The sequence below is a fragment of the Campylobacter sp. MIT 12-5580 genome (assembly GCF_005406235.1).
Classification (GTDB): Bacteria; Campylobacterota; Campylobacteria; order Campylobacterales; family Campylobacteraceae; genus Campylobacter_D.
In genome coordinates this window covers 24,662-48,332 of the sequence record NZ_NXLK01000007.1, presented here as the reverse complement: position 1 = coordinate 48,332, position 23,671 = coordinate 24,662, and the positions used below count along the sequence as shown (strand labels likewise).

General features: G+C 34.5%; 30 protein-coding genes. 14 read left to right on the top strand and 16 right to left on the bottom strand.

Annotated features, from left to right (window positions below; translation table 11 throughout):
• Positions 1-2: 2 nt before the first annotated feature.
• From CQA38_RS07555 to CQA38_RS07525, 7 genes are all read right to left on the bottom strand, one after another.
• Positions 3-1,151 (bottom strand): DUF3298 and DUF4163 domain-containing protein, encoded by a 1,149-nt coding sequence (locus CQA38_RS07555; RefSeq protein ID WP_170999491.1) that lies wholly within the window; start codon positions 1,149-1,151, stop codon positions 3-5.
• A gap of 89 nt (positions 1,152-1,240) precedes the next feature.
• Positions 1,241-2,308: a peptide chain release factor 1 gene (prfA, locus tag CQA38_RS07550; RefSeq protein WP_137633393.1), complete on the bottom strand. Its 1,068-nt coding sequence runs from the start codon at positions 2,306-2,308 to the stop codon at positions 1,241-1,243.
• 6 nt (positions 2,309-2,314) lie between these two features.
• Positions 2,315-2,578 (bottom strand): 30S ribosomal protein S20, encoded by a 264-nt coding sequence (gene rpsT, locus CQA38_RS07545; protein WP_137633392.1) that lies wholly within the window; start codon positions 2,576-2,578, stop codon positions 2,315-2,317.
• Between the two features lie 91 nt (positions 2,579-2,669).
• On the bottom strand, positions 2,670-3,170 hold the full coding sequence (locus tag CQA38_RS07540) for a phosphatidylglycerophosphatase A (RefSeq protein ID WP_137633391.1): 501 nt from the start codon (positions 3,168-3,170) through the stop codon (positions 2,670-2,672).
• Positions 3,171-3,173: 3 nt separating this feature from the next.
• On the bottom strand, positions 3,174-4,334 hold the full coding sequence (locus tag CQA38_RS07535; RefSeq protein ID WP_137633390.1) for a sulfate adenylyltransferase: 1,161 nt from the start codon (positions 4,332-4,334) through the stop codon (positions 3,174-3,176).
• A complete protein-coding gene (locus CQA38_RS07530; protein ID WP_137633389.1) occupies positions 4,312-5,202 on the bottom strand; it encodes a response regulator in 891 nt (296 codons plus the stop codon). Before CQA38_RS07530 ends, CQA38_RS07535 begins: the two co-directional genes overlap by 23 nt.
• The gene (locus CQA38_RS07525) at positions 5,199-6,317 is read right to left on the bottom strand and encodes a bifunctional 2-C-methyl-D-erythritol 4-phosphate cytidylyltransferase/2-C-methyl-D-erythritol 2,4-cyclodiphosphate synthase (RefSeq protein WP_137633388.1); all 1,119 of its coding nucleotides are present in this window, start codon (positions 6,315-6,317) and stop codon (positions 5,199-5,201) included. Before CQA38_RS07525 ends, CQA38_RS07530 begins: the two co-directional genes overlap by 4 nt.
• Positions 6,318-6,423: 106 nt before the next feature.
• Between CQA38_RS07525 and CQA38_RS07520 the strand changes: the two genes are divergently transcribed.
• Both CQA38_RS07520 and CQA38_RS07515 read left to right on the top strand, forming a co-directional pair.
• Positions 6,424-7,530 carry an Mrp/NBP35 family ATP-binding protein gene (locus tag CQA38_RS07520; RefSeq protein WP_137633387.1) on the top strand — a complete coding sequence of 369 codons (1,107 nt, stop codon included), beginning with the start codon at positions 6,424-6,426 and terminating at the stop codon, positions 7,528-7,530.
• Between the two features lie 20 nt (positions 7,531-7,550).
• Positions 7,551-8,714 carry a tetrahydrodipicolinate N-succinyltransferase N-terminal domain-containing protein gene (locus tag CQA38_RS07515; RefSeq protein ID WP_137633386.1) on the top strand — a complete coding sequence of 388 codons (1,164 nt, stop codon included), beginning with the start codon at positions 7,551-7,553 and terminating at the stop codon, positions 8,712-8,714.
• Positions 8,715-8,761: 47 nt separating this feature from the next.
• Here CQA38_RS07515 and CQA38_RS07510 read toward each other — a convergent pair whose 3' ends face one another.
• From CQA38_RS07510 to CQA38_RS07495, 4 genes are all read right to left on the bottom strand, one after another.
• Complete coding sequence (locus CQA38_RS07510) at positions 8,762-9,937, bottom strand: hypothetical protein (protein ID WP_137633385.1); 1,176 nt, start codon at positions 9,935-9,937, stop codon at positions 8,762-8,764.
• 21 nt (positions 9,938-9,958) lie between these two features.
• Positions 9,959-10,345 carry a hypothetical protein gene (locus CQA38_RS07505; protein ID WP_137633384.1) on the bottom strand — a complete coding sequence of 129 codons (387 nt, stop codon included), beginning with the start codon at positions 10,343-10,345 and terminating at the stop codon, positions 9,959-9,961.
• Entirely contained in the window at positions 10,342-10,551 is a 210-nt protein-coding gene (locus tag CQA38_RS07500) for a hypothetical protein (RefSeq protein WP_170999490.1), read from the bottom strand. Before CQA38_RS07500 ends, CQA38_RS07505 begins: the two co-directional genes overlap by 4 nt.
• An 83-nt stretch (positions 10,552-10,634) precedes the next feature.
• Entirely contained in the window at positions 10,635-10,820 is a 186-nt protein-coding gene (locus tag CQA38_RS07495; protein ID WP_137633382.1) for a hypothetical protein, read from the bottom strand.
• 97 nt (positions 10,821-10,917) lie between these two features.
• Here CQA38_RS07495 and CQA38_RS07490 point away from each other — a divergent pair, with 97 nt between their 5' ends.
• The gene (locus CQA38_RS07490; protein ID WP_137633381.1) at positions 10,918-11,187 is read left to right on the top strand and encodes a helix-turn-helix transcriptional regulator; all 270 of its coding nucleotides are present in this window, start codon (positions 10,918-10,920) and stop codon (positions 11,185-11,187) included.
• Positions 11,188-11,303: 116 nt separating this feature from the next.
• Here CQA38_RS07490 and CQA38_RS09435 read toward each other — a convergent pair whose 3' ends face one another.
• The 4 genes from CQA38_RS09435 to CQA38_RS07475 are packed head-to-tail and all read right to left on the bottom strand — an operon-like array spanning position 11,304 to position 14,331.
• A complete protein-coding gene (locus CQA38_RS09435; protein ID WP_283202097.1) occupies positions 11,304-11,432 on the bottom strand; it encodes a hypothetical protein in 129 nt (42 codons plus the stop codon).
• A gap of 11 nt (positions 11,433-11,443) precedes the next feature.
• Positions 11,444-12,571 (bottom strand): cytochrome d ubiquinol oxidase subunit II, encoded by a 1,128-nt coding sequence (locus tag CQA38_RS07485; RefSeq protein WP_137633380.1) that lies wholly within the window; start codon positions 12,569-12,571, stop codon positions 11,444-11,446.
• A complete protein-coding gene (locus tag CQA38_RS07480; RefSeq protein WP_137633379.1) occupies positions 12,572-14,089 on the bottom strand; it encodes a cytochrome ubiquinol oxidase subunit I in 1,518 nt (505 codons plus the stop codon).
• Between the two features lie 2 nt (positions 14,090-14,091).
• Positions 14,092-14,331, bottom strand: a complete 240-nt coding sequence (locus tag CQA38_RS07475) for a DUF4492 domain-containing protein (RefSeq protein WP_137633378.1) — start codon at positions 14,329-14,331, stop codon at positions 14,092-14,094.
• Between the two features lie 212 nt (positions 14,332-14,543).
• On the opposite strand from CQA38_RS07475, the gene CQA38_RS07470 reads away from it, so the two are divergent.
• Both CQA38_RS07470 and mnmA read left to right on the top strand, forming a co-directional pair.
• Complete coding sequence (locus tag CQA38_RS07470) at positions 14,544-15,185, top strand: TIGR00730 family Rossman fold protein (protein ID WP_137633377.1); 642 nt, start codon at positions 14,544-14,546, stop codon at positions 15,183-15,185.
• A complete protein-coding gene (mnmA, locus tag CQA38_RS07465) occupies positions 15,151-16,167 on the top strand; it encodes a tRNA 2-thiouridine(34) synthase MnmA (protein ID WP_137633376.1) in 1,017 nt (338 codons plus the stop codon). Before CQA38_RS07470 ends, mnmA begins: the two co-directional genes overlap by 35 nt.
• Positions 16,168-16,231: 64 nt before the next feature.
• Here the strand turns inward: mnmA and CQA38_RS07460 are convergent, their stop codons facing one another.
• The gene (locus tag CQA38_RS07460; protein WP_137633375.1) at positions 16,232-16,909 is read right to left on the bottom strand and encodes an NAD(P)H-dependent oxidoreductase; all 678 of its coding nucleotides are present in this window, start codon (positions 16,907-16,909) and stop codon (positions 16,232-16,234) included.
• A 187-nt stretch (positions 16,910-17,096) separates the two neighbouring features.
• Between CQA38_RS07460 and CQA38_RS07455 the strand changes: the two genes are divergently transcribed.
• From CQA38_RS07455 to atpA, 9 genes are all read left to right on the top strand, one after another.
• A complete protein-coding gene (locus CQA38_RS07455) occupies positions 17,097-17,444 on the top strand; it encodes a helix-turn-helix domain-containing protein (protein ID WP_137633374.1) in 348 nt (115 codons plus the stop codon).
• On the top strand, positions 17,441-18,355 hold the full coding sequence (fmt, locus tag CQA38_RS07450) for a methionyl-tRNA formyltransferase (RefSeq protein ID WP_249355244.1): 915 nt from the start codon (positions 17,441-17,443) through the stop codon (positions 18,353-18,355). Before CQA38_RS07455 ends, fmt begins: the two co-directional genes overlap by 4 nt.
• Positions 18,336-18,971, top strand: a complete 636-nt coding sequence (locus CQA38_RS07445) for a biotin--[acetyl-CoA-carboxylase] ligase (protein WP_137633373.1) — start codon at positions 18,336-18,338, stop codon at positions 18,969-18,971. The genes fmt and CQA38_RS07445 overlap by 20 nt, the downstream gene beginning before the upstream one ends.
• A complete protein-coding gene (locus CQA38_RS07440; protein WP_137633372.1) occupies positions 18,968-19,753 on the top strand; it encodes an AAA family ATPase in 786 nt (261 codons plus the stop codon). The genes CQA38_RS07445 and CQA38_RS07440 overlap by 4 nt, the downstream gene beginning before the upstream one ends.
• Positions 19,754-19,756: 3 nt before the next feature.
• The gene (locus tag CQA38_RS07435; protein WP_137633371.1) at positions 19,757-20,602 is read left to right on the top strand and encodes a ParB/RepB/Spo0J family partition protein; all 846 of its coding nucleotides are present in this window, start codon (positions 19,757-19,759) and stop codon (positions 20,600-20,602) included.
• 70 nt (positions 20,603-20,672) lie between these two features.
• Positions 20,673-21,098, top strand: a complete 426-nt coding sequence (locus CQA38_RS07430) for a F0F1 ATP synthase subunit B' (protein ID WP_137633370.1) — start codon at positions 20,673-20,675, stop codon at positions 21,096-21,098.
• Between the two features lie 16 nt (positions 21,099-21,114).
• Positions 21,115-21,621 (top strand): F0F1 ATP synthase subunit B, encoded by a 507-nt coding sequence (locus tag CQA38_RS07425; RefSeq protein WP_137633369.1) that lies wholly within the window; start codon positions 21,115-21,117, stop codon positions 21,619-21,621.
• A gap of 2 nt (positions 21,622-21,623) precedes the next feature.
• A complete protein-coding gene (locus CQA38_RS07420) occupies positions 21,624-22,145 on the top strand; it encodes a F0F1 ATP synthase subunit delta (RefSeq protein ID WP_137633368.1) in 522 nt (173 codons plus the stop codon).
• 12 nt (positions 22,146-22,157) lie between these two features.
• The gene (gene atpA, locus CQA38_RS07415; protein ID WP_137633367.1) at positions 22,158-23,663 is read left to right on the top strand and encodes a F0F1 ATP synthase subunit alpha; all 1,506 of its coding nucleotides are present in this window, start codon (positions 22,158-22,160) and stop codon (positions 23,661-23,663) included.
• Positions 23,664-23,671: the final 8 nt, after the last annotated feature.

Genomic DNA, 23,671 nt, shown 5'->3' with positions numbered 1-23,671 from the left:
ATTTAACTTTTTTGTTTAAAAAGATATGCCAAAGGCGAGCTTTTTTTCACAAAAGGAGCAAGTTTGTCAAAAGCTATATAAATGCTGATGTGTCCTTCTGCGAAAGAAGCGATCTCATAAGGCTGGTACACAAACTCAACGCCTTTTTCGGTAATGAAAAAGTTTTCTGGTAAGGCTACAAAACCATTTTTGTTTGTATCGTCCCACTCTATAAAACGTTTTGCACCTTGTGTGTCTTTAAAAGAGCTTGTTTCATTATATACGCTTAAAGCCTCAAGCACAAGATTTAAAAGAGCTTCATCATTAACATTCTCAAACAAATCCTTACTTTTTCCTGAAATTTCGCTCCCATCTTGCAAAGAAAAGATTAAAGAACTCAAATAAGGCATACCATGGGCACCGCCTAAATACACATATTCTAAAGAGCTAAATACCAAAATTTCATCATCTATATAATAAGGACTTAGCGAATTAATATGCTCGGTATAAAAAGAAAATTTTTCTTCCTTGGCAAATTTTTCTTGCTGGACTTTCATAAGTTTTGTTTGAAGTTCTTTGATACTTTGAGCGCTTAAGCCTATTTTTTGATTGATTCTTGCACTTGCTTCAAGGCTGAGTTTTGAATTTGAAGGAATTAAAAAGCCCTCATCGCTTAAAGTGCTCGTAAAACTTGCCCCATCAACACTCTTTTTTTCTTGAGCTACATTCTCAACAAAATCCAAAACATTGACTTTATTTTGAGCGAGTATAAAATGAGCTGGGGTTTGCTGTTTTGCTCGGGTTATATTCGCCTCTATTGTAGGGATAAAAAGCGTATCAAAGCTGATTTGTCCCTCGATGATGTCTTTTTCTTGTGCGTTTTGAGCGTGCAACACAAAACTTGTATTATCATCATTTAAAAAGCCTGAAAAATACAATTCCTTTTCGCCAAGCAAAGAAGCATTTACGCTTAAATTTCCCTCAGTTTTTTGCTCTATACTCAAATAGAGTTTTTGCTCCCTTTCGCCTAATTTACCTTGCATAAAATAAAAAATTCCTTGATTTTTTTCAAGAGTAAAAGGATTTGTAAAGGCGCTTTGTTCTGCGTTTTTCTCGCCTGAGCAAGCTATAAAAAAGAAAATAAAACTTACTACACTTAAAAATACTTTCATTTTAAACTCCTTGGCTTTAATCATAACATTTATTTAGTCAATAGTTGAAAAAAAGCTCAATAAATTTAAGTTTTTATGCTTTTTTGTGATTAAAGTCCGTTTTCTTCTAAAGCAAGAGCTTGAAAATGCGTGATTAAAGGCTCTATGATCTCATCAAATGTCCCATTTTCCATAATTTGATCAAGCCTATAAAGAGTAAGATTGATACGATGATCGCTGATTCTATTTTGCGGAAAATTATAAGTTCGTATGCGTTCGCTTCTATCTCCGCTACCAACTTGAGATTTTCTGTCTTGGCTTTCTTTTGCAAGTCTTTCTTGCTCGTGAAGCTCATAAAGCCTCGCTCTTAGGACTTTCATCGCGGCTTCTTTGTTTTTGTGCTGGGATTTGCCGTCTTGATTTACCACAACCAAACCTGTTGGCAAATGCGTGATACGCACCGCGCTATCTGTAGTATTTACGCTTTGTCCTCCATGCCCACTACTTCGCATAACATCGATTTTTAAGTCTTTTTCGTTGATTTCAATCTCTATTTCATCAAGTTCTGGCATAACAGCTACGGTTATGGCTGAGGTATGCACTCTACCTTGAGACTCAGTTTGTGGCACTCTTTGCACTCTATGCGTGCCACCTTCGTATTTAAGGCGAGAAAAAGCTCCTTCGCCTTTGATTAAGACGATAATTTCTTTAAAGCCTCCAACGCTTCCTTCGCTTGAGCTAACAATTTCCATTTTATAGCCTCTTAGCTCAGCATATCTTGCATACGCTTTAATCAAATCCCCCACAAACAAAGCCGCTTCATCTCCACCTGTGCCAGCTCTGATTTCTAAAAAGATATTTTTTTCATCATTTTTATCTTTTGGTAAAAGTAAGATTTTAAGCTCTTCTTCAAGCTTGATTTTTAGAGGTTCTAAGCTTTTAAGTTCTTCTTTGGCAAGTTCGCCAAGCTCATTGTCACTTAGTAAATTTTTGTTTTCATCTATATTTTTAAGTGTATCAAGGTATTCTTTGGCTTTGAAAACAAGAGCTTGAATACCCTTTTGCTCTTTTGAAAGAGTTGTTACCTTAGTGATATCATTCATCACACTTGCATCGCTAAGAAGGCTTTGAAGCTCTTCATAGCGTTTAAGAAAGGGTTGAAGTTTGCTTGCGAGCATAAAAACTTAAGCGATTTTATTCACTAAAAGGGTAAGTCTGCTTACACGGCGTGAAGCAGTTTGTTTTTTCAAAAAGCCTCTACTTACCATAGAATGAATACTTTTATTGGCTATTTTCAAAGCTTCATTAGCTGCATTTTTATCGTTTTGTTCAGCTGCTTCTCTTACGGCTCTTGTAATATTTTTAAGCCTTGTTCGGTAGTATCTATTTCTTTCTGTTCTTTTGATGGTTTGTCTTGCTCTTTTTTCGGCTGATTTGTGATTTGCCATTTATTTTTGTCCTTTCTAAAAATTAAAACTTTTATTTTACATTATTTAAATTGAATTTTTCATTAAAAAACAAAAGAAAAATGCTTTTTATCTAAAAAATTTCATTTAAAGCTATATCCCAGCTTAAAAGCTCAAATTTCAAACCAAAGCCATAAATCACGGCACTTAAAAGCCCAGCAAAAAGCCCAGCAAGCATATCATCACTCATCACGCCAAGCCCGCCTTTGACATTTTTATCAAGCTTGCCTATCACAGAAGGCTTAGTGATATCAAAAAAGCGAAACAACACAAAGGCTAAGCAAAGGCTAAAAAGTGAATTTTCAGCCCAAGCAGCAAGAGAAGCTGCTAAAAATACCCCAGCTACCTCATCGATGACTATATGCTTTGAATCGTGAGTATTGGTTTTTTTTTCATAATCATTAATGATATTTATAGAAACAAAAAAAATGAGCCAAGAAAGCAAAAACAAAGTCTCAACGCTTAAGTATCTTAAAATCAAAAAAACAGGCACCAAAGCAGCCAAAGTCCCAAAAGTGCCGGGTGCAAAATTGATTAAACCTACATAAAAAAAAGTTAAAAAACATTTTTGCATACATTACACCATATAAGTGATTTGATAGAGTTTTAAAAGTTGAGCGTAAAACTCCTCGTCTTTTCGCTCTTCAATAATGCCTTGTGTCGCAAAAAGATCATTATACAGCTTTTGCATATGCTTAAAGCGATTTGGAAAAAGATGAGCTAGAATAATAAAAGAAATTTCACGTCTCATAAAAACAGGCGGTGGGATAATGCCAAGCCTAAGCAAAGTTTTAAGCGAGGTGGTATTGAATTTAATATGATGATGAGAGCCGTGCGGGCAGGATTTTATGCTTACTGCGACTTTGCATTTTTCGCAAAACACAAATTCAGGCAACACAACAACTTCGATACCATAATCTTTTGCAAATTCATCAAGCATAGTTCTTGGGATATTATTATCAAAAAACATTCCAAGCCCGGTATGATTTTGCCCCACGACGATTTTGGTGCAATTTAAACTTTTTGCGATGATACCTTCAAGCTTGGGATTTAAGTGTGCGTGAAAGATCGCAATATCCTTTAAAGGGAAAACAAAAACGCGTTCTTTTGGTATATATTGCTGGATAAAGCTTTGCACAAATTTATGTTTAAGTTCAAAATCAAGCCCATTTTCTTCGTAAGATTCGATCAAAAACACCACAACCAAATCTGCTTTGTCTATAGTCCAGCGAAAAATGCGTTCATGTCCTCTGTGTAGAGGATCAAAACTTGAGACTATGGCAGTAATACTTCTAGCATTTAAGGTTTTTTTAATATGAAGAAATTCTTGTTTTGATTGTTCTATTTTTGATTCAAAAAGCTCAAATTCTCCACCTATGCAAATTTCACCCAAATCCTCAAGTGAGCAAGTATTTGATGAGAAAATATTATTTAAGCTTTTATCATTTTTAAATTTGCTTTCAACCTTAATCTGTCCTACGAGCTTTTTTTCACAATACAAATCAAGCACTTGCCCTATTTGAACTTGCTGAAGTATTTGATCGTTTTTAGCTGAAGAAAAAGTCAGTGCATAAGGAAATTTTTCACCCTTTACGCCACCTGTTTTGATAAGCTCATCTCTTTCGTTTTCATTCATTAAATGCGTGCAAGAGCCGAGCATTCCAGCTTTAATAAGACAAAAAATTTCATATTCGCTTTTTGTCAGCACAAGGTTTTTACTTTTTCTTTGCAAGCCCATATTTTTTCCTTTTTTCCCAAAGGGATTTTCTTGAAATACCTAATCTCTTTGACAAATCAGTATCCGGAAAGGTATTTTGATACTGAGTGATGATAAATTTTACATATTCGTCTATGGTTAAAATCTCATTATTTGCTAAGCTTTTTTCCCCATCATTAAGATCTATAGTATGAATACTTGTATCAAGATCAAGTTCAGAATTGGTGTAGATAATCACTTTTTTATTTTTACATTCAGCGAGTAATTTTTCTTTTTCATCAGCTTTGAGGCTTTGAAAATTCACCAAAAAGAGCAAATTTTTATCATTGGCATGTTTAAGAATTTTATCCACACCACTTACTTCACTTAAATCAATACAAGAAAATTTAAGCTGGTGCGTTTTAAGGTAGTGAAACACAAAAGCATCAGCATTAACTTGCTTAAAAGTTTTTAAAATCAAAGGCAGTTGAAGCTTTTTATAATCAAAACTTTTGATTTTCGCTTTCTTTAAGTGCGTTTGGATATAAGTTAAAAAGGACTTGTTTAAAAGTTGCAAGGCTTTGTATTCTTGATGATGTTTAATCTTTCGAATCAGCTCTTCTATCATAAAGGGCTTTTGTATATAATCACTCGCCCCAGCTTTCAAAGGACTTATAACCGTATCTACGCTGATATAAGAGATCAGCAACACAATCACACTTTGTTTAAAATGCGTAATTATTTTTTCAAATTCATCTATATTTGTGGAGAGTAAGATCACATCATAATGTGTATTTGTATCTACTTGTTTTATTTGAGTGATGATATCACAAATATAACCTATATCACTTAACTTATTTGAGATACTTTGAGCTAGATAAAGCTCATTTTCAACAATCAAAACTTTCATAGTTGCGTCCAATCAAAATATTTTAAATTCACACTTGCTAAAACGGCGATTCCTTCTTTTCGCCCTACAAAGCCAAGCCCTTCTGTGGTAGTGGCTTTGACATTTACTCTAAACTCGCTCACGCCCAAGCAAGAGGCGATATTTTTTGCTATAAGTTCTTTAAATTTACCTAGTTTTGGGGCTTGAGCGATGACGCTAATATCAGCATTTACAAGCTCAAAGCCGTATTGTTTAACAAGGGTATAAACCTTGCTTAAAAGCTGCATAGAATCAGCATTTTTATACGCCTCATCTGTATCTGGAAAATGTTCTCCTATATCGCCTAAACTTGCCCCACCAAGCAAAGCGTCCGTTAAAGCATGAGCGATAGCATCGCCATCTGAATGTGCTTTTAAGCCCATACTCTCATGCACTTTTATCCCGCCTAAGATCAAAGCCCTATTTTCGCCAAATTCATGCACATCAAAGCCATTTCCACTGAAAACTTCAGCACTAGGCGCAGGGAGGTTAAAGCTAGCTAAATCCTCTTTAAAAGTAAGTTTTTTTGCCCTCTCATCACCCTCAACAAACCAAACCTTAGCACCCACAGCACTCATAGCTGTGCTATCATCACTAAAATCTGCGTTTAAATTTAAAGCCTTTTGAAGCAAACTTGTGCGTGAGAGTTGCGGAGTTTGTATGAGCTTAATCTTTTCTCTTTGCAAAGCCTCATCATTTGCATACAAAGCTGTATCAGCCACCTTTAAAGCAGGTGTGATACAATCAGCGTGTAAAGCATTTTCAATAAGCCTTAAAAAAAGACTTTGTGGTATATCAACCCTTGCGACATCACTAACCATAACCCAAGGTGTTTGCACTTTTTCAAGTGCATTTTTTAAAGACTGCGCTCTTGTTGCTCCACCTTGAACAAAGTCATAATGAGGAGCAAACTTTTTCATATAAGAAATATTACCAGAAGTAACAATTATATGTTTAAAAGTATAAAAAGAGCTGAGTTTTTTTGTAGCATACAGCCACAAAGGATCACTTTTTATGCGTAAAAATTGCTTTTTTGTAGGGAGATTAAACCTCGTAGAATCCCCAGCAGCAAGCATTATCAAAGAAAGTTCTAACACACTTTGTCCTTGAATAAAAATTTAATGTTACTATATTATACACTATTACAAAGCTAAATTTTATTTTTTTTGAGTAAAATTTCAAATGCAAAATGAGGAGAAAAAAATGATAGAAAAAATCAAAGAAAAACTTAAAAGCGTGAAATATCCGGGTTTTTCTAAGGATATTTTAGCGTTTAATTGTGTAAAAAAAATCGACTATGAAGATGGCATTTTAAACCTTATAGTAGAAATTTTTTCAGCTAATGAAGACTTTATCAAAGAACTTGACACAAATATCAAGGCAGCCTTAAAAGACTTAAACTTAAAAGAGCTTAAACTTGAGATCAAGCACCCAGCACCACCTAAAGAAAAGTCAAACACCCAAAGTGGCAAAAACATAGCCCCGCAAATTCAAAATTTCGTGATGATTTCAAGCGGAAAAGGTGGAGTTGGCAAATCAACCACGACTTTAAATTTAGCCATCAATCTAGCTAAAATGGGTAAAAAAGTAGGCTTGCTTGATCTTGATATTTATGGTCCAAATATCCCTAGAATGATGGGGCAAGATAACGCAAAAGTAGAACTTGTGGGTAATAAAATAAAACCTATACTTGCTTATGGGATAGAAATGATGAGTATGGGAGTGCTTGTTGCTAAAGAACAAGGACTTATCTGGCGTGGAGCGATGATTATGAAGGCAGTGGAGCAACTTTTAACCGATGTGCTTTGGGGCGAGCTTGATGTGCTTTTATTTGATATGCCACCCGGAACTGGCGATGCGCAAATCAGCCTCGCTCAAAGCGTGCCTGTTAGTGCTGGGATTTGTGTTTCTACGCCTCAGCTTGTTTCTATTGATGATAGTAAAAGAACCTTAGATATGTTTGAAAAGCTTCATATTCCTATAGCTGGTATCATCGAAAATATGAGTGGCTTTTTATGCCCTGATAATGGCAAAATTTATGAAATTTTTGGCAAAGGAGGCACACAAGCACTTGCTAAAGAGCATAATTGTGAAATTTTAGCTCAAATTCCACTTGAAATGAGCGTAAGACAAGGCGGAGACGAGGGCAAACCAGTAAGCTTTTATCAAAGCGATAGTTTAAGTGCAAAACGTTACGATGAGGCAGCTCATAAGCTTTGGGACTTTTTAGAAAAGGTGCAAAAAGAAGGCTTAGCAGATAATGCTGCCGTGCAACCCGTGCCAAATGCAGCACCTGCTTGCTCGCAATAACTTCAAAAAAAGGAAAAAACATGGATATAAAAACAAAAGATGATTTCTTGCAATTCATCAAACAAATCGAACAAAAAAAAGGCTATAAAAAGCCTATAGCCTTTGGTGTAGCCGTGCTTGATAAGGGACAGCTTAATACTGAAAAAACCTTGCAAGCTCGCTTTGCACATATAAATTTTGAGCAAAATTACGGTTCAGCTGCGATTTTGCTTGAAAGCTTTATGCAAAAAGGACAAGAAATAGACTTTAACTCAAGTGAATTTGTAGGCGTGCTTGAGGAAAAGGATATTGACTTTGCTCTAGCTTGCTTTGAGCCTTTTAAGGACGAGGAAGGGCATTTAAATATCGATGTGCTTAAAGCTGCAAAAAAGCATTTCAAAGCCAATGAATTTGCTTTTGTGTGCTTGTTTGAGGATAAAGAGCCTCGCAGTGTTGAAAGCGTGTATTTAAAGCTTTATTTGCTTTCTAGCAAAAAAGCTCCTTTAAGAAGCTTAAATTTAAACGGAGCTTTTGGACTTTTAGCTAATGTAGCGTGGAGCGATGATAAGCCTATAGAGCTTGAGTATTTGCGCAAAAACGAACTTGAGTTGAAATTTAGCAAAACTTATCCAAAGATCGATTTTGTGGATAAATTCCCAAGATTTTTAGCTCATATTATCCCAGAGGATAACACTAGAGTGCTTGATACAGCCAAGGTTAGAATGGGAGCAAGTTTAGCAGCTGGCACGACTATAATGCCCGGAGCTGCTTATGTGAATTTTAACGCTGGCACTACAGGAGCGTGCATGGTTGAAGGACGCATTAGCTCAAGCGTAGTTGTGGGCGAAGGCTCTGATGTGGGCGGTGGAGCCTCTATCTTAGGCGTGCTAAGTGGCACAAGTGGCAATGCTATCAGCGTAGGAAAAGCGTGCTTGCTTGGAGCAAACTCAGTTACAGGCATACCTTTGGGGGATAATTGTATAGTCGATGCTGGCATAGCCGTGCTTGAAGGCACAAAAATCGCCCTAAAAGATAAAGATGAGCTTGCCAAACTCAACCCAAATTTTAGCTTTGATAAAGAACTTTACAAAGGCTTAGAGCTAGCCAATCTTAACGGGCTTCATTTTAGAATGAACTCTCAAACAGGACAGATTATAGTCGCTTTAAACAAAAAAGCTGTAAAGCTCAATGAAGCCTTGCACTGAAATTAAAAAATTCAAAGGTGGTTTTTGCTACCTTTGAAAATTTTTACTTAGAAATTGCGAGCATTAGAATATAATAAAATATCAGCTATTTCATCACAAAGATATTTTAAATCTGTTCTAATCTTTGTATCAAAGGTAAAGTCAGGTATATAAGCTCTTATCTCTGCTAACAAAATCTTTATATCAAAATTTTCACCATAACGAGCAGTATAAAATTGAATAAATTCCTCTCTCTCATAGACTTCTTCTAATGTATAAGCCACATCTTGAAATAAATTTGTGAAGAACATACGAAAAATAAATGTTATAAACATTTCTTTTAGATCGTTATTAAATTGATATTCTTCGCACTCCATATAATTTTGTATAATACACAAACTAAAATTTGCAAACTCCTCATCTTTATAAACTTCTTTCAGCGCCTCTAATATTACCACATCAACATTTTCTACATTGCAATTTTTTCTTAAAAGCTCCAAACGCAAAATCACGCATATATACTGCACAATTTCAAGAGTTGCCCCATCATTCATTAATTCGATTTTATTTTGCTTTTCTAAGTAATTTTTATAAATATGAACAAAAGATTTTTCTATAAAAGTCCTTGTGTTCATTCTAAGCTTTTCAGATTGAGTGCTAGGATTTATAAATAAATCCAAACCTTTTATAAATAAATGATCTGTTTGCAATAAAGCATTTGTTATTGCCCTATCATCATGATAGGTTTTAAACAAAGAATTTGCTTTTTGAAAGCTATGGGTTTGTTGTGTAGTGTTTTGCTGAAATTTTTTATCTGCAAAACTTAAATTTTGATCCAATTGTTCAGACTTATGATAATCTTTAAGATATAAATTTATTATTCTAAAAGTTTCAATTAAGTCTTTTTTTGAGGCTTGAACAAATTCAGCTACTTTTTTATTATTGATATAAAGATCATTTCCAGCCCAGCTTGATTTTATTTCAAAAAATTGAATTTGAGAAAGTTTGGCTTTTGTAGCTTCTTCAAAGCTAGCTTTAACATATAATTCAGCATTGCTTATAACAGCACCATTTTTAGCACTTCCAAAAACATTATCGTCAATCAAAATTTCAATCTCATCAGGATTCACTCCATTTGCATAAGAATTAATAGCGTTTATAAGCTTTTTTTGAGGAATATTAGGCTTTATATAGATTTTGTCCATTTTAATAAATGGATCAAAATATTCGCTTAAATTTTTCATAGCTTTCTCCAATTTTACTTTTTATGATATTTTATTTTTTTCAGCAACACACTTTTTTAAAAATTGTTCAAGTTTCTTTTTAAGCCCTGGTGGAGGATTTTTGGTGTATATTATATAATCCATTTTTTGCATAATATAAGACTTTTCAGCAAGCTCTTCTTCTGATTGCGGTATATGCATTCTTTTTTGATATTTCTGCATAAGCTCAAAGTCTTTTTCCTCAAAAAGAGAAGCTAAAAATTCGGCTGAACAACTGCAAACTGCCTCTGCGTTTTCTCCAGCATTGACGCCAAATTTACATCCTTCTGTAAATTCCTTAACAAAATCTGCCTTAGGATCGCTACAAGCAGTAAGTATAAGCCCAATAATCATAGGCAAAATAATTTTTCTTGCTTTATAAACCATCATGAAAAACCTTTAATGTTTTTAGTGCATTTGTATAATTCTTCATCACGCATGCCATACTTATCAAAAAGTCTTTTTGCTTCATAGCTTATGTTTTTGCTTTTTCTAGCTTTATTGAGCTCATCTATACTCATTCTTGCCATTTTTTCATCAACTAAACATTTACAAAAAGGCTTCAACACAAATTGAATTTCGCAATACTTAATCATATCTGTTTTTAGTGCATCTTTTTCACCACAAGCAATAAAAAATAAAATTGCACTTGAAACTATAATGTTCTTTTTAAACATATTTATGAACCAATATACTCAAACAAATACATAGGCCACAATAATGCCACCTTTGTCATCACATCATTAAAATCTCGAAAATCACCGGTGCTTGCTAGAAACATAGGCTCATAAGAATACCAATAATAAGACAAACACAACCCTATAGCTGCATAAACAAAAACAAAAAACTGAATTTTTTTAACCATCTATAAATCCTTTTAAAAATTTAACTTGTTATAACAAGTTGAAATTGAAATCATATCAAAATAAAATTAAAAAAAACTTATAATAACAAGTTAGAATATGCAAGATTTAAAAAGCAATAAAATCACAAATTTAAAAGATGATTACATAGCCTCAGCCCATAAAATCATAGGAGCAAATGTTAAAAAAGCGAGAATTGCTAAGGGTTTAACTCAGCTTGAACTCAGTCTTGCAATGGGGCATAAATCAGTTAGCGTTGTTTCTTGTGCTGAGATTTATCATAAAAATCAGCATTTTAATATAGAACATTTGCTTAAAATCGCCAGAATTTTAGAAGTTGATATACAAGAATTTTTTGAAGGAGTGTAAGATAAGATCAAAAAAATATAAACAAAAATTTAAGCTCTACACAAGTAAAGCTTAAATTGCATAAATCAATCAAATATCAAATCAAACCCTAAGTCAAAGCTTGAAAATAGATATTTTCAAGCCTCTTTTTTGTTTTCAAGCTCTTCAAGCTTTTCCATTTTATCTAGTTGATTTAAATTAAGCCTTATGAATTTATAACTTAGATATATCACAAGGGGCCAAGCTAGTAAAAATAAGCCTTCCATAATTTTTCCTTTCAATACGTATGATGATCGTTTGCGATCTCTTCTTTTGTGATTTTCACCCTATCCATAGCGCGCCACACATAAAAGATATAAGCTAAAACAAAAGGCACAAGCAAAGACACATAAGCCATAACGCTAAGTGTATAATAACTTGAGCTTGCATTTTTAATGTTTAGCGAGCTTTGAAGCTCGCTTAAGGATGGATAAAAGGCATTTTGCATTCCAAGACTAGCTAAAAGTGCAAAAACAACTAAAACCACGCCTATACCTAAATTCCACACCCCACATCTTGCTTTGATAAAGATATTAAGCCAAAGCCCAAGCACGACAAAAACAAGTCCTACTAAAAATAACAGCACAAAAAGCCCATAGCATGAGATAAAGCTTAAAAAATACCCAAAAGGCTTCATCACAATCTCATTATTTTCAGCCATAAAAAAAGCATCTTTAGTAAAAATCCAGCCCAAAAAAGCCACAAAAAAAAGCAAAAAAGGCAGAGCATTCACAAGCACAGCCTTACTTGCTCTAAGTTTTAACTCTTCATCTAAGATATTATTCATAAAATAACTTGCCCCTAAAACTCTACTTAAAAATACCAAAGCTAAAGCTAAGAGATAATTATAAGGATTTAAAAGCAATTCAAGTCCTCTAAAAGGGCTTTGCCACTGCACGAAATTGTGTTCATTTAAGCTAAAATGCGAACCACTATAAAAACTAGAAAGGGCTATACCTATGAGAAAAACGCCTAAAAAGCCATTAATTTTAAGGAAAATTTCATAAGTTTTTGAGCCATAGACATTGCCTGCTTTTTTGCGGTATTCGTAACTTACAGCTTGTAAAATAAAGCAAAACAAAATCGCCAGCCAAGCCCAATACGCCCCACCAAAACTCGTGCTATAAAAAAGCGGAAAAGCTGCAAAACAAGCCCCACCAAACATGACTAAGGTAGTAAAACCAAGCTCCCATTTACGCCCCAAAGAATTCACAAGCATAGTTTTTTCAAGTTCACTTTTTGACAAGCTATCAATCAAAGTTTGCCCACCTTGCACAAAAAACATAAACACCAAAAGCCCACCAAGCAAGCTTACTATAAGCCACCAATACATCTGAAGTCCGCTAAGTTCTAAGCCAAAAAACATTTAAAACCCCTTTTTGATATAAGTAAGCATGATTTTAAGTTCAGCCACAAGCAAGGCTGTGAAAAGCACAGCAAAAAGCCAAAATGAAATTTGCACATTTACAGCACCCAAATTTGTAGCCGCAACGCCAACTGGCATGAGATCTTGTATAGCCCAAGGCTGACGTCCTACTTCAGCGACTATCCAGCCAGCCTCAGCTGCAACAAAGCCAAGCGGAACAAAAAACACGCAAACCCATAAAATCTTGCGGAATTTTTCTATATTATTTGCCATTGAAAGATAAAGCACTACGATAAAAAGCAAGAAAAATAAGCTTCCTAAAGCTACCATTAAGTGAAAACTATAAAAGGTAAGTGTCACAGGAGGCACAAGTTCTTTAGCATCATCAAAATAGCCATAGCCAAAGTCTTTAAAATTCTTTTCTAAAATACTTCTATGCTCACTCATAGCCTTAGTATCGTTATTTTCTTTAGCAAGCTGATAATTTTTAAGAGCATTTAAAGCAAGCTTGCCATTATCAATTCGCTCTTGCATAGGCACCACGCCTTTTTCACTATTGCCATAAACTAAGTCTTCAATACCCGGCACAAAAGAATTTGGATCACGATTTCCTAAGATGGAAAGTGCATAAGGGATTTCTAAGCCAAACAAAAAGACATTTTCATTATCGCCCAATGTTTTGTTTGGATTTAAAATCCCAAAAGGCACAAGCCCAGCTCTGTGCTCGCCCTTATAAATACCTTCCATAGCCGCAAGCTTCATAGGCTGAGTTTGAGTCACCCTATACGCACTCTCATCGCCGCTAAAAAATAAAAATATAGAACACACAAAACCAAAGCTAGCCCCTACTACAAGGCTTTTTTTAGCCTCGCTTATAAAACGTTTTTTAAGCAAAAACCACGCAGAAACACCCATAACAAACAAAGCAGCGATGACAAAACCACTGCCTATAGTGTGTAAAAACTTAGCTATAGCAACTGGACTTAAAGCCACTTCAAAGAAATTTTGCATTTCATTTCTTGCTGTATCTGGATTAAAAGCCATGCCTACAGGGTATTGCATCCAGCCATTTGCCACAAGTATCCAAAAGGCTGATAAATTTGAACCTATAGCCACGCACCAAGTAGAAAGCAAGTGAAAGCCCTTTGAAACCTTGTTCCAGCCAAAAAACATCACCGCAAAAAAAGTCGCCTCTAAGAAAAAGGCCATTATGCCCTCAACTGCCAAAGGCGCACCAAAAATATCGCCCACAAACCAGCTATAATTTGCCCAGTTCGTGCCAAACTCAAACTCCATAATAATGCCAGTAGCCACGCCTATAGCAAAATTTATGGCAAATAAAGCCATCCAAAATTGAGTGATTTTTTTCCATTTTTCATCACTCGTTTTAACATAAATAGTCTCCATAATCGCTAAAATAAAGCTTAGCCCCAAAGTCAAAGGCACAAAGATGAAATGATATAAAGCAGTAAGAGCAAACTGAGCCCTACTCCAATCCACACTTGATAATTCAGCCATCACTACTCCTCTTGCAGTAAATTTTTAAGCACAAAATGTGTTTTTTCCTCATCGCTTTTATACAAAGCTTTGAAATTATCATCAAAGACAAACATTTCAAAGACAAAAAAGATAACAAAAAGCTTGACAAAAATGATTTTCCACAAAATTTTTCCAAGAGTAAGGTTTGCAAAACCTTGTTTGTAAAACTCAAAAATAGCTTTTAGAACTCTTGAATTTGCCCTAAATATCGCCCAAAGCATTATTTATCGCCTTTATTGTGAAAAATTTAAAATGTAGATTATAGACAATTAAACTTAAAAAATAACTTATAAATAAATATTAAATGATTAAAACTTAAAGATTTGTTTTCTTACTTATAAATTTTTATTTTAAAATTCAAAAAGCCCTTTAATGATTTTTTATAAATTTTTAGCTACAATCAACGCTTATTTTTTAACGCAAGAGGTAAAAAATGACAGATTATATCAATGATGATTTAGAGCAATTCAACTCTATCATAAAACTTCACAAGCCCATAACTTTCTTTGGTTCAGCGCGTCTGAAAAAAGGCAGTTTTTACTACGAGCAGGCTAAAAATTTAGCTTTTAAATGTGTTGAAGAAGGTTTTAGTGTCATTACCGGAGGAGGTGGTGGCATAATGATGGGTGCCAATGAAGGGGCATTTTATGCTAAAAACAAACTTGGCTTAGAAGGCGAAAAATCCATAGGTTTTAATATTTTTTTACCATTTGAGCAAAAGTTAAACGACTTTTTAGGATATAATATGACTTTTAAAAGCTTAGCCATTCGCAAAATGGCTCTTATTGAAAAGAGCATTGCTTTTGTGATCTTCCCCGGCGGCTATGGAACACTTGATGAGCTTCTTGAAGTGCTAACCTTAAAGCAACTTGGTTTTAAAGAAGTTCCTATTTTTGTTGTTGGGAAAGAATTTTGGCAGGGTTTTGATGAGTTTGTCAGGCATTCTTTGCTTAAAAACGAAATGATTTCAAATGATGATATTTTTCAGTATGAGATACTTGACGACTTGGATTTGATTATCAAAAAATTAAAGGAAAATGATGAAAATTTTAGTCGCCATGAGCGGAGGAGTTGATAGCACCATAACCGCTTACACACTTCTTAAACAAGGGCATGAGGTTGAGGGCTGTTATATGAAGTTGCATGGCAAGCCCGGTTATCATGAAGAAAATATCGCCAAAGTCGAAAGAGTAGCAAAATTTTTAGGTATAAAACACCACATTTTAGACTTGCAAGAAGACTTTAAAAAGGCTGTATATATGCCCTTTGTTAATACCTATAAAGAAGGTAAAACACCTAATCCTTGTGCGTGGTGTAACCGCTTTATCAAGCTTGGTAAGCTTTTAGAATTTGCAAAAAGCTTAGGCTGTGAAAAACTTGCTACAGGACATTATGCGCGTATTGAAGATGGTTTTATAAAAGTAGCTGTTGATGAGAGCAAAGATCAAAGTTATTTTCTTGCTTCAGCTGATAAAGACGCCCTGCCTTATCTTATCTTTCCTTTAGGAGAGCAAAGAAAAGAACAAGTTAAAGCTTATGCAGCAAGCATAAAAGAGCTTCAAAGCTTTGCGACACAAAAAGAAAGTGCTGAAATTTGCTTTGTTGAGGATACTTATGTGCAAGTTTTAGAGCAATTCATGGATACCAAAATTCCCGGCGAAGTACTTGATAGCAGCGGTAAAGTCGTAGGCAAGCATGAAGGCTATATGCACTATACTATAGGCAAAAGACGTGGTTTTGAAGTAAAGGGCGCGCATGAGCCACACTTTGTCTTAAAAATCAACGCAGATAAAAATCAAATCGTAGTCGGCAAGAAAGAAGAGCTTAAAGTCAAGGAATTTGAGCTTGATAAAATCAATCTTTTCTTAGACGCAAAAGAGCTTGATTGTGAAGTAAAAATCCGCTACCGAAGTAAAGCCACGCCTTGTGTGGTAAAAATAGCAGATGATGGCAGTGCAAAAATAGAACTCAAAGAAGAAGTATATGGGCTTGCAAGCGGACAAATGGCTGTTTTTTACGATAAAGACAGGGTTCTTGCAAGTGGATTCATATCATAAATTTAAACTTTTTAAAGCAAAATTCAAAGAAGCCGAAAAAACTTCTTTGAATTTCAAGTCTTACTTAAATAAACTGCACGACAGCCTCAAAATCTTGTCTTGTTTTTGCTCGTTTTGGAGGATTTGCCCTATAACCTAAAGCAAGGCAAACAGCTACCCCAAAATGTGTGCTATCAATGAGCTTTTCATCAGCTAAAAGCTTTTCAACGCCTTCTTGATCAAAGCCCTCTATGGCAAGGCTATCAAGCCCAAGCAAAGCTGCTGCACTCATTACATTACCAAGTGCGATATAACATTGTTTGCATGCCCAATCAAACACCGCCTTTTCATTACCAAAGATACGAAAATTATTTTTTTGGAAATTCGTGTAAAATTCGCTTTTAATCTTTTGAATTTCATCAGGTAATTTTTGCACATCTTGCATCATATGTCTAACATGCTCGCCATCTGGCTTCATATCGATATTTTTTCGTGCTAAGATAATGATAAAATCACTTGCATTTTTTAAGGCATCAACCCCACCCCAAACTATAGGTTCAAGCTTTTCTCTTAAAGCCTTATCTTTAATCACAAGAAATTTCCAAGGCTCAAAACCAAAAGAACTCGGACTTAAACGAGCCACCTCTAAAAGAGTGTTTAAATCTTTTTCACTGAGTTTTTTTGTGCCATCAAAGCCGTTGCTATTGCATGCGTGGCGAAAATTTGAAAACTCAATGATTTTTTCATTGTCTAAAAAACGCATTATTTCTCCTTTGTGAAACTAAATATTTTAAGTTTTTAATTATAGCAAGCCAAGATATAAAAAACAAGAACGCACAAAAAAGATACACAAGGATATAAATTTTATTTAGGTATAAAATTTATATCTTATTAAAGGCTTATTTTAAGGAACTTATGCTAAAATAAACTCTTTTAAAAAAAGGCTAAAAATGTCAAAGAAAATGATGAAAAACACAGAATTATTATGCGATACTTTAACCTGCCCTATTGAGACAACTTTAAGCTTAATCAGTGGAAAATATAAAGCCGTGATACTTTTTTATCTTTTTGGAGGAAAAAAACGTTTTAATGAACTCAAACGCCTAATGCCAAGTGTTACGCACAGAACCTTAACCTTGCAACTTAGAGACTTAGAAAAAGATAAACTCATCACAAGAAAAATTTATGCTCAAATTCCACCAAAGGTTGAATACAAGCTTACTGAACTTGGTTTATCGCTTGAACCTATCATTGAAGCGATGCGAATTTGGGGTGTGGATTATAAAGGAAAAAAATGAGTAAAGACATAGTATTTATGGGAACTCCAGAGTATGCAGCAAGGATTTTAGAAGAACTTATTCAAACTAGCTTTAATATATTAGCTGTCATTACTCAGCAAGATAAGGCTGTAGGCAGAAAGCAAATTCTTACTCAAAGTGCGGTAAAAACACTTGCTTTAAAGCATAATTTAAAGGTTTTAACCCCAAAAAGTCTTAAAGATAAGATTTTTCAAGAGGTGTTAAGAAGCTTAGATATTGATTTTATCGTTGTGGCTGCATATGGAAAAATCTTGCCAAAAAGCATTTTAGAGCTTGCACCTTGTATCAATCTACACGCCTCGCTTTTACCAAAATACCGCGGGGCAAGTCCTATACAAAGTGCAATTTTAAACGGCGATGAAAAAAGCGGGGTTTGCACTATGCTTATGGACGAAGGACTTGATACAGGTGCTATTTTACAAAGCTTTGAATGTGATATTAAAGATAAAAATGCCTTGCTTGTCTTTGAAGAGCTAGGCGAACTTGCCGCAAAGCTTTGTGTAAAAACCTTAAATGAATTTCAAAGCCTTCACCCACAAATTCAAGATGAAAGCAAGGCTAGCTTTTGCACGAAAATCAAAAAAGAAGATGGGCTTATTGATATAAAAGAGCAAACAGCAAGGGATATTTATCAACAATATCTTGCCTTTTATAACTGGCCTCAAATTTTTTTAAACAATGGCTTAAAGCTCGTTGAAATAGAGCTTGTTAGCGAAGATGAAAAGCACCAAAGCGCTCAAATTTTAAGTCTAGAAAAAGATGCTTTTTTATTAGCATGTAAAAATGGAGTTTTAAGGATAAAAAAACTTCAAGAAGCTGGTAAAAAAGTGCTTGATGCAAGAACTTATCTTAATGGAAAAAGGTTGAAAAGTGGAGATTATTTGTATTGAAAGTATAGCTTCAACACATCTTTATATGTGCGAAGCGGTGCGAAATGCTACAATCAATAAAAACTTAGCCCTTTATGCTTTAGAGCAAACCGGAGGCATAGGCAGCAGGGAAAATGAATGGCATAGCACAAAAGGCAATTTGCACTTAAATTTTTGCTTGAGTTTAGAGGATTTACCTCAGGATTTGCCTTTATCTTCAGTAAGTATTTATTTTAGCTTTATTTTAAAAGAGCTTTTAAGTGAGCAAGGCTCAAAAATTTGGCTGAAGTGGCCCAATGATCTTTATATAGCTGATAAAAAAATCGGCGGTATGATGAGTGCAAGGATAAAAGACTTCATCGTTGTTGGTGTGGGTATAAACATCAAAACTGCTCCAGCTGGGGCTGGACTTTTGGATATAGATATTGATTTAAAGGACTTTGTAGAACTTTTTATCAAAGAAATTCAAAAAAAAATTTTATGGAAGCAAATTTTTAGCAAGTATGTGATAGAATTTGAAAAATCAAAACCATTTAGCGTTCATCATGAAGGCAAAAAACTCCCTTTAAAAGAGGCTTTGCTTTATGAAGACGGAAGCATTTTACTTGACAATAAAAGGATATATAGTTTAAGATGAGTGAGATCATTACCATAGCCAATCAAAAAGGTGGCGTAGGCAAAACCACAACAGCGATAAATTTAGCAGCAAGTTTAGCAGTAGCCGAAAAAAAGGTGCTTTTAGTTGATGTTGATCCTCAAGCAAATGCTACAACAGGACTTGGATTTAATAGAAATAATTACGAATACAATATTTATCATGTTTTTACAGGACGCAAAAAAATCAGTGATATTATCTTAAAAACTGAACTTCCAAAACTTGATCTAGCTCCTTCAAATATAGGACTTGTAGGCATAGAACAAGAGCTTGCCAAAGATGAAAGCATAGAACGTAAAATCGTGCTTAAAAATCAACTTAAAGAAGTCATTGATGCGTATGATTTTATCATCATTGACTCTCCCCCAGCACTTGGAAGCATCACCGTGAATGCTTTTGCAGCAAGTGATAGCGTGATCATACCTATACAATGTGAATTTTATGCTCTTGAGGGCGTAGCTATGGTGCTTAATACCATTAAAATCATCAAAAAAAGTATCAATCCAAAGCTTAAAATCAGAGGCTTTTTACCGACTATGTATAGCTCTCAAAACAACCTTTCTAAGGATACAGTTGAGGACTTAAAACAAAATTTCAAAGAGCAGCTTTTTACGATTAATGGTGATGAGAATGATTTTATCATCATTCCACGCAATGTTAAATTAGCTGAAAGCCCAAGTTTTGGCAAACCTATCATACTTTATGATATCAAATCACCCGGCTCGCTTGCGTATCAAAACTTAGCGTATTCTATATTAGGATAAAAAATGGCAAAAAGAAGTGCTTTAGGTAGAGGTTTAAGCAGTATTTTAGGTGATGTTGATGAAGCTTATAGCAAAGAACTCGGACTTGATCGTAGCAGAGTTGAAGAAATCAGCCTTGAACTTATCAGTGCAAATCCTTACCAGCCAAGAAAGCATTTTGATGAAGATGCCTTAGATGATTTAGCTAAATCCATACAAACTTATGGGCTGCTTCAACCCATCATCGTTTTTAAAAAAGAAAACGAAAACTATGTTTTAATCGCTGGAGAGCGCCGTTTTAGGGCATGTCAAAGACTAAAAATGCCTACAATTAAGGCTTTGGTTGCTGAAGTAGAAGAAGAAAAATTAAGAGAACTTGCCTTAATCGAAAACATACAAAGAGAAGATTTAAATCCTATAGAACTCGCGAATTCTTACAAAGACTTAATCGAACATTATAAGATCACCCAAGAAGAGCTTTCAAATAAGGTGCATAAATCACGCTCACAGATCACAAACACTTTGAGATTGCTTCAGCTTAGTAAAGATACTCAAAAGCTTATCGCTGAAGGCAAAATTTCTCAAGGACATGCCAAAATCATGGTTGGACTTGACAACAAAGATGAAAAACTGCTTATTGATACAATTTTAGGACAAAAGTTAAGCGTAAGAGATGCTGAAAAAATAGCACAAAAAATGAAAAAAAATGAAACAAATCACGAAATAGATCAAGAGCTTAACCAAGAACTTGAAAAATTCAAAATCAAACTTAAAAAGCTAAATATCTCACACAAAGCAAAGCACGAACAAATCACACTTTATTTAAGCGATCTTGAAAAAATTAAACAATTAAACAAATTATTACAATAAATTTACATAAGATTTAATATTTTTTAGATACAATATTGAAATTAACTCAAAATTTTTAAAAAGGCAAAAGATGTTTGATGATGTTCGTTTATCCATAATGCTCGCTACTTTTATCATTTTTTTGGCTATGATTATAATACTCAACAGCCTGCTTTATAAGCCTTTGCTTGAATTTATTGATCAAAGAAACAAGTCTATAGAAAGCGATGAAAAAAAAGTCAAGCAAAACTCAGAAGAAATGTCAAATTTCAACGATGAATTTGATAAAATCAAACAAAGCACACGAGAAGAAATTAATGCTATAAAACAAAAAGCACTCAATGAAGCAAAGCAAGAAGCTGAAAAAGAACTTGAAAATAAAAAGCAAGAACTTGAACAAAAAATGCAAATTTTTTACGCTCAGCTTGCTCAAGATAGAGCAAATTTCGAACAAGAATTAAAAATTAGTCTTCCAGCATGGCAAGAAGCTTTGAAGAATAATTTAAAAAATATATAAACACTAAGGAAAAATGATGAAAAAGATAGGTTTTGCATTGGCTTTTTTACCCCTTGCCCTTTTTGCTGCACCAAGCGGAAGTGGGGAATATGATATAATTCCTCGAACAATTAACTTTTTGATCTTTGCGGCTATTTTATTTTATTTTCTCGCTCGCCCAGCAAAAGAATTTTATAACAATAGAATCTCTAAAATCGCAACAAGACTAGAAGAAATTCAAAACAAAGTTCTAGAAAGTAAAAACAAAAAGCTTGAAACGATCAAAAAACTTGAAGATGCAAAAAAAGAAGCTATTGTGGCTATTAACACAGCTAAAAAAGAAGCTGAACTTTTAGCAATCAAACTAAAAAATGATACAAAAAATGATATAGCTTTGCTTGAAAAGCATTTTGAAGAACAAAAAGTGTATGAGCAAAGAAGAATGCAAAAAGAAGTTATTGCTAAAACTTTAAATCAAATGTTTAGCGAATGCAAACTAAAGCAAGATGAAATTTTAGATATCATGCTTAAAAAGGTGTCTTAACAATGGAAAATCTAATTGCAAAAAAATACGCCAAAGCCATATTAGAACGAAAAGATTCTAAGGAATTTTACGAGCTTTTATCACAGCTTAGTCCAGCTTTTGCTCTACCTAAATTTAAAATGATTTTAGAATCAAGCGAATACAAAAAAGGTCAAAAGCTAGAAATTATAATGTCTTTTTTTCAAAGCGTGAAACCAAGTTTTGAAAATTTTATCCGCCTTTTAACGCAAAATTCAAGACTTACACTTATCCCAAAAATAGTTGAAGAACTACGAAAGCAAGAAGCTTTAAAAGCTCAAATTTATACGGGCATAGTGTATTCTGAACAAGCTTTAGAACAAAACAAAATTAACGATTTGGAAAAAAAATTAAGCGAAAAATTTAAGGTAAGTATAAAACTAGAAAATCAAATCACTAAAACTCAAGGGATAAAAATAAGTCTTGAAGAATTAGGATATGAAATTTCTTTTTCTATACAGAGTTTGCAAACAAAAATGAGTGATTATATACTCAAAACACTATAAAGGAGAATGTGTATGAAACTTAAAGCTGATGAAATTAGCTCTATCATCAAAGAAAAGATTGAGAATTTTGATTTAAATCTTGAGATTGAAGAAACAGGTAAGATCATTTCAATAGCCGATGGTGTGGCAAAAGTATATGGACTTAAAAATGTCATGGCAAGCGAAATGGTTGAATTTGAAAATGGCGAAAAAGGTATGGCACTTAACCTTGAAGAAGCAAGTGTTGGTGTGGTTATACTTGGTAAGGGCGAGGGCTTAAAAGAAGGCTCTTCAGTTAAACGCCTCAAAAAGCTCTTGAGCGTGCCAGTTGGTGATGCGATGATAGGACGCGTGGTTAATGCTTTAGGTGAGCCAATAGACGCAAAAGGTGCGATTGGGGCAAGTGAGTTTCGCTTTATCGAAGAAAAAGCCAAAGGTATCATGGCAAGAAAAAGCGTTCATGAGCCTTTACAAACTGGACTTAAAGCCATAGATGCTCTTGTGCCAATCGGTAGAGGACAAAGAGAGCTTATCATCGGCGATAGACAAACTGGAAAAACAACCGTTGCAATTGATACTATTATCAATCAAAAAGGACAAGATGTTATTTGTATTTATGTTGCTATAGGACAAAAACAAAGCAATGTTGCTCAAGTAGTCAAAAGGCTTGAAGAACATGGGGCAATGGATTATACTATAGTTGTAAGTGCTGGTGCTTCTGATTCTGCGGCTTTACAATACATCGCTCCTTATGCTGGTGTGACTATGGGTGAGTATTTTAGAGATAATGCTCGTCATGCTTTAATCATTTATGATGATCTTTCAAAACACGCTGTGGCTTATCGTGAAATGTCTTTGATTTTACGCCGTCCTCCAGGTCGTGAGGCGTATCCAGGCGATGTTTTTTACCTACATTCAAGATTGCTTGAAAGGGCTTCAAAGCTTAGTGACGCACTTGGTGCTGGCAGTTTAACAGCTTTACCTATCATTGAAACTCAAGCTGGAGATGTTTCAGCTTATATTCCTACCAATGTTATTTCAATCACTGATGGACAAATTTTCCTTGAAACAGACCTCTTTAATTCAGGTGTACGTCCGGCGATAAATGTAGGCTTATCAGTTTCTCGTGTGGGTGGGGCAGCTCAGATTAAGGCTATCAAGCAAGTTGCAGGAACCTTAAGACTTGATCTAGCTCAATACAGAGAGCTTCAAGCTTTTGCTCAGTTTGCAAGTGATTTGGATGAATCAAGCCGCAAACAGCTTGAAAGAGGGCAAAGAATGGTTGAAATTCTTAAGCAAGCTCCGTATTCTCCTTTGGCTGTTGAAAAACAAGTAGTGCTTATTTTTGCTGGAACAAGAGGCATACTTGATTCTATCCCGGTAAATAAAATCAATGAATTTGAAGCTGGGCTTTATTCTTTCATCGAAGCAAAATATCCAGAAATTTTTGAGCAAATTCGCTCTAAAAAAGCTTTGGATAAAGAACTTGAAGAAAAGATTAGCACAGCGCTTAATGAATATAAATCAAGTCATATATAAAGGCATTT